The 4,677-nt window shown below is 63.8% G+C and carries 10 protein-coding genes and 1 pseudogene; 1 reads left to right on the top strand and 10 read right to left on the bottom strand.

Annotated elements, in window-relative coordinates; genetic code table 11:
* From ACREPD_RS21750 to ACREPD_RS21725, 6 genes and pseudogenes are all read right to left on the bottom strand, one after another.
* Positions 1–598, bottom strand: a pseudogene (locus ACREPD_RS21750) (hypothetical protein); the annotation flags it as partial.
* Positions 598–1,161, bottom strand: a complete 564-nt coding sequence (locus ACREPD_RS21745; protein WP_431601221.1) for a phage protein Gp27 family protein — start codon at positions 1,159–1,161, stop codon at positions 598–600. The pseudogene ACREPD_RS21750 and the gene ACREPD_RS21745, both read right to left, overlap by 1 nt.
* A 4-nt stretch (positions 1,162–1,165) precedes the next feature.
* Entirely contained in the window at positions 1,166–1,471 is a 306-nt protein-coding gene (locus ACREPD_RS21740; RefSeq protein ID WP_431601220.1) for a VpaChn25_0724 family phage protein, read from the bottom strand.
* Positions 1,468–1,740, bottom strand: a complete 273-nt coding sequence (locus ACREPD_RS21735) for a hypothetical protein (protein WP_431601219.1) — start codon at positions 1,738–1,740, stop codon at positions 1,468–1,470. The genes ACREPD_RS21740 and ACREPD_RS21735 overlap by 4 nt, the downstream gene beginning before the upstream one ends.
* Positions 1,737–1,832 carry a TraR/DksA C4-type zinc finger protein gene (locus tag ACREPD_RS21730; protein ID WP_431601222.1) on the bottom strand — a complete coding sequence of 32 codons (96 nt, stop codon included), beginning with the start codon at positions 1,830–1,832 and terminating at the stop codon, positions 1,737–1,739. Before ACREPD_RS21730 ends, ACREPD_RS21735 begins: the two co-directional genes overlap by 4 nt.
* A 91-nt stretch (positions 1,833–1,923) precedes the next feature.
* On the bottom strand, positions 1,924–2,142 hold the full coding sequence (locus tag ACREPD_RS21725; protein WP_431601218.1) for a hypothetical protein: 219 nt from the start codon (positions 2,140–2,142) through the stop codon (positions 1,924–1,926).
* A gap of 299 nt (positions 2,143–2,441) precedes the next feature.
* Here ACREPD_RS21725 and ACREPD_RS21720 point away from each other — a divergent pair, with 299 nt between their 5' ends.
* Positions 2,442–2,801 carry a hypothetical protein gene (locus tag ACREPD_RS21720; RefSeq protein WP_431601217.1) on the top strand — a complete coding sequence of 120 codons (360 nt, stop codon included), beginning with the start codon at positions 2,442–2,444 and terminating at the stop codon, positions 2,799–2,801.
* Here the strand turns inward: ACREPD_RS21720 and ACREPD_RS21715 are convergent.
* The 4 genes from ACREPD_RS21715 to ACREPD_RS21700 form a co-directional block, all read right to left on the bottom strand.
* Complete coding sequence (locus ACREPD_RS21715; protein WP_431601216.1) at positions 2,759–3,403, bottom strand: transglycosylase SLT domain-containing protein; 645 nt, start codon at positions 3,401–3,403, stop codon at positions 2,759–2,761. The two genes, ACREPD_RS21720 and ACREPD_RS21715, sit on opposite strands and share 43 nt — an antisense overlap.
* Positions 3,400–3,702 carry a hypothetical protein gene (locus ACREPD_RS21710; RefSeq protein ID WP_431601215.1) on the bottom strand — a complete coding sequence of 101 codons (303 nt, stop codon included), beginning with the start codon at positions 3,700–3,702 and terminating at the stop codon, positions 3,400–3,402. The genes ACREPD_RS21715 and ACREPD_RS21710 overlap by 4 nt, the downstream gene beginning before the upstream one ends.
* Positions 3,703–3,899: 197 nt before the next feature.
* The gene (locus ACREPD_RS21705; protein ID WP_431601214.1) at positions 3,900–4,316 is read right to left on the bottom strand and encodes a Mor transcription activator family protein; all 417 of its coding nucleotides are present in this window, start codon (positions 4,314–4,316) and stop codon (positions 3,900–3,902) included.
* On the bottom strand, positions 4,313–4,677 hold a 365-nt coding region (locus tag ACREPD_RS21700; protein WP_431601213.1), incomplete at its 5' end, for a hypothetical protein. The genes ACREPD_RS21705 and ACREPD_RS21700, both read right to left, overlap by 4 nt.

Below are 4,677 nucleotides of genomic sequence, written 5' to 3'. Positions count from 1 at the left end.
GCAGCGCCAGTGCTGCCTTGAGCAGTTCATCGAGCTGGCCGTGGAAGGCGCCTTCATCGATCACCACCACGCCCTGTTTGCCGCGCAGGTTGGCCGGGCGCGAGCTGAGCGCGACGATGCGGAAGCCGGAAGCAAAGCGGATCGTGTAGGTCTTGATTGCCTTTTCGTCGTTTCCTTCCTTGAAGACTTCCTCGCCTTCCTCAATCTCGCTGGCTACCTCGTTGAACACGCGCGCCCACATGGCACAGGCCTCGATGTACTCGATGGCCATGTCCATGTTGTAGCCGATGTAATAGACGTTCATCCCGCCGGCCTGGCGGGACTTGGCGGCGGTCAGGGCGTTATCCGACGCCTCCGCCCAGGTAAGGCCAATACGACGGCTCTTCTCAGCAATCTTCAGCTCGCTGGCATCGGCCACCCAGTCTTGCTGGTACTTCAGCAGCACCGCATCGGTGGCGCTGTTGACTTCGAGGGCAAGGCTGGCCGGAAGTTCCTGCTCCAGCAGGTCGCCCCTGCTTGTTTCAGCGCCTGAAACTGCCTGGGCCAAGGCAGTCTTGGTGGGATCTGTGCGGGCGCGCTTGGCTTTGGCGATGACCATCAGCCGATCCCCAGGATCTTCTTGCGCATGTCCGCTGCCGTCTGCTCAGACAGGCCTTCACTCTTGACCACCTTGTCCAACCGCGCAGACTGCTCGCGCAGCAATGCCTGTCTGGCCTCTTCTGCGATGGCCTTGCGCAGGTTGACGCCCACCCGCTGAGTGTCCATTGCATCCTTGGCCGCGCGAGCCAGTTTGCGGATCTCGTCTATGGTGATCTTGTCATTGCCGTGCGCCTGCAGGGCGGCATTGGTGGCCAATGTGGTGACGGCCTGCGCAAGCAACGCGCCGGCCTTCTCACCCACGCCCTCGCCAAGCTCGCCGACGACGGCATCGGAGACAGCTTCGATTTCGCGCATCCGTGCGGTCAGTTCAGTAAAGCCGCGCTCGTATCGGTGTAAGGCTGAGCGCGAGACTTCGGCTGCCGGCTCCCCAGGGAACTGCCGTTGCAGCTCAGCAATCATCTCGTCCAGCGTCAGCCGATCCTCACGCAACATGCGCTCGACGCTGGCGCGCTGTTCCGCCGGCAATCGGCTGATACTGGATTTGGCGCGGCGCTTGCTCATGTCTTCACTTCGGGCTGGGGCGGCTGACGCCGGGGATAACGGCCTGTCCGGTCGCCACATCGCCGCCTCGAGCGGTCAGAGTGGCCACCAGCACGCCGGGTACCACCTCGGACAGCGCCGCCAGATCCTGTTCCTGCAGCCACGCCAGGTCGGTGCGCACATCGTCACGGGTGCTGGCCACGCCCATAAACTGGAGGCCTGCGTGCAGGACGGACGAGTTGGCCATATAGCCACGCTGCTCCTGCAGCAAGCGCAGCAACACCAAGCGACGGTCCTCGCGCAGGCGTACGGCAAAGGACGTGTTCATCATTCATTCTCCAGAAGGTGCTGCTGGACGGTCTGCAGCAGCCGGTTGGTGGTTTGTACCTGGCCTTCCATGGACGACAGGCGTTCATAGACCAGTCGAACATCGGTATGGGTCAGGGCTTGCTCGCGGTACACCTCCAGCCGGGTCACACGCGCAACCAGGCTGACGTGGCGCCACCACAGCAGTACGCCGATCAGCAGATTGGCCAGCCCAACGGCAAGCAGCAGAATCAGTCCGCCGATGAGCAGGTCGTTGGTCGTGGGTCCATTCATCGGCGTTCGACCTCGCCAGCACAGGGCTGGCAGCGACGTGTGCGCGGCACGGCCTGCAGCCTTTCAGACGGGATCGGCTCACTGCAATCCATACAGTCCAACTGCGCGGGCGCGAGGGCATCCAGTTGGGGCCGGCTCTGCTCGAACAGCTCCCAGGCACGGGCTTCGTCGGCAGCAGCGCGGTCAGCAGCGTCGATCACTGGGGTGTTTCCTCCCTTCAATCAGATCAGTGAGGTCGGCAATACAGCCGTTGAAGGTGCTGGCCCGCGCACGCAGCCGATCCACCGCATTGGGATCACGGCTGCTGCGCTCGGCAACCACCATCCGTGCCGCAATCGCTCGGTACTCATCGCGCAGCTTGAGCAGATCGCGAACTGGGATCGTGTCTCGCTGGGCGCTCATGCGGGCAGCGCTCCACCGTCAGGCCGGTCTCGCGTACGGATGCGCAGTACCATTCCCAGGCGATTACCTCCCACTGCTGTGCCGCATCGAGCAACCGCGCCATTCGACTGCGACAGTCGTGATACTGCGCGGTCGCCTGATCGTGATTGGCAATCAGGACGATCCATTCGTCGCTGGGCGCCCCCGGAAGGGATGGGCACGGCTGCACCAGGTTGGCCGGCAGCGTCGGCGGGGGCGGGACCGGCAGCGTCTGCCCCGGCATTACTGCGGTTCCAGTGCTGCAAGACGCCAGCACCAGCATGATTGCCCAGCTCAGGCTGAGCGCGGGCCAGCGCCTGAAGTGCATCTTGCTGTCCGGCTGCCCACTTTTGAATTTCTTCACGGTCTTCCTCTCGGGCGCGAGCCACCTCATCAAGGCGGCGGATGGCAGCGTCGTTGTTCAGGGCGCTTTGAACGGCGCTTTGGCGCAGGGCATCGGCTGTTTCAGTCAGCTGTTTCAGGTTGTCGCGCAGCTGACGGTTGTCGCTGCGAGCGGTCTGCCCGTCCCGCCAGTAACAGCCGCCCGCGAAGGCCACCACAGCAATGCCCAACCACAAGAGCAGGTGCGCGGAGATCTTCATCGGCACACCGCTGTGCCCGGCCAGCCGGCCGCGATATAGGCAGGCTCCAGGGTTAACAGGATGCGGCGTGGGTAGGCAATGTTCTCTGCATGAGGACCAGGACCACGGGCGCGGAAGCGCTCGACCTGCTGCCAATCATTGGCATCTGCGCGCCCGGCAATGGTCAGGCCTCGTTCGCGCAGCAGCCATCCCTCGCCACCGTTGTAACCACGCATGGCGAATGCCCATCTACTGCAGTCGCTCAAGGGCGTCCAGCCAATAGGCTGGACGCGATCCAGCAGCCACCGGTCATAGAGCGCAGCAGCGTGGATCGCCTGGACGGGGTCCCACGGATCGAACTGGCCGAGTTGGGGGGAAAACTGCTGTGCCATCCAGCGGGCGGTGTCCGGCATGAACTGGGCGATACCCTGCGCACCGACCGGGGAGCGTGCCTTGATCCGCCAGCCGCTCTCCTGGTGCAACTGTGCGGCCAGGCGCGCCGGAGAGCCGTTGACCCCCCACACATCAGCGACTACCTGCTCAACGCGATGACGATGCAGCGCGGAGGCTTCAGGGATTGCCACAGGGCTGGACGCCAGCGCCGGAGCAACCACCAGGAACAGGCTGATGATGAGCAGGGAGCCGTAGAGCCGCCAGCTCATCCGATCAGCCCCACGCCGATGATGGCAGCCGCTACGATGGTGGCTCTGCGAGCCTGCGCCATCGAGCGTTCGATGCCTTCCAGTCTGGCCGGATCACCGCCACGGAAGAAGGCCCAGTCAAACCCGTAGCCCAGGGCGCCGCCAGCGGCGATTTTGCTGACCGCCCACAGGTAGGCCCCGGCCTTGGCCGGATTCAGCGGTACTACAAAGGCCAGCAGCACCAGGCTGATGGCAACCCACAACCACACGTAACCGATTCGGTCCAGGGTGCGGGATACGGCAGATTTCAACGATGACATGCGCAGCTCCTGCAAAGGAGCCGGCGGCGACAGACCGCCGCCGGCAGTGGGCAGGGGTGCGCGGCGCGCTTCAACGTTTCAACACCGTTGCCCTGCCTGCACAGCTTGCGCGTGCGGGAGCCGATGTGAGTTTCAGCTATACGTAAGAAAAAACCCCACCGAAGTGGGGTTCATTGGGTGCGGACAACTGCACTACGTTACGGATCATCGAACCCGAAAAGGTCGGGTTCCGCTCGCCGGGCCAGCGCCCGCTGACGGGCGATGATGTCATAGATGTTCTGGATGGACATGCGATAGCGTGTCGCCAGCTCATGGGGCATCGAGCCGCGTTGTGAATCCGCGTATATGCGGGCGTTGCGCAATGCGCGCTGGATTGAGACCCCTCGCGGAAGGTAGATGATCTGCCCACCCAAGGTATCGCACAGCTGCATCACAATCGCCTCGGCGGCGCGGTCAACTATCGTATCGTCCAACCGCTGCTGCTGCATCCCAAGACGCACAGCGCTCAACATGTCCTGAAGCGTGCCCTGCCAGCGGTAGGTGCGCGGAATGCCCACCGCCGCAAGTGCCTTGTCTGGATCAACCTCGCGATCCTCGTCAAACATGTCGCTCATGGGCCACCTCCATACTTCAGGTACGCCGCCTCACGCTGATGTTCGGCCTCGTCAGCCGTGATGGCGCCATAGCCCAGCTGCTGCTGGATGTAGTAAAGCGAGTCTTCCAGCTTTCGTTCCTGCTCAGAGGCACTGTTGGAGGGCGATGCTGCCAGGTGGCGACCGGCGCGGGCGTCGGCTTCACGTTGGCGCTCAGCGGCAGCATCGGCCTTGTCGGCAAGCCCGTAGACGACAGCTCGCAAGTAACCGTGCGACTCCAGCGGCAGGGTAAGGGAATAGCGCTGGGCAAGCATCTGCTCGATCCCGGCGGCCCACGCGGCCGGGCTGGTAGGGCGGCGCACCCCAGATCGCTCGTCCTTGC

Origin of the sequence: Stenotrophomonas sp. (assembly GCF_050737075.1) — a bacterium.
In the GTDB taxonomy this organism is placed as follows: Bacteria; Pseudomonadota; Gammaproteobacteria; order Xanthomonadales; family Xanthomonadaceae; genus Stenotrophomonas.
Note: the sequence above shows the minus strand (reverse complement) of the source record. Positions and strands in the feature narration are given on the sequence as shown.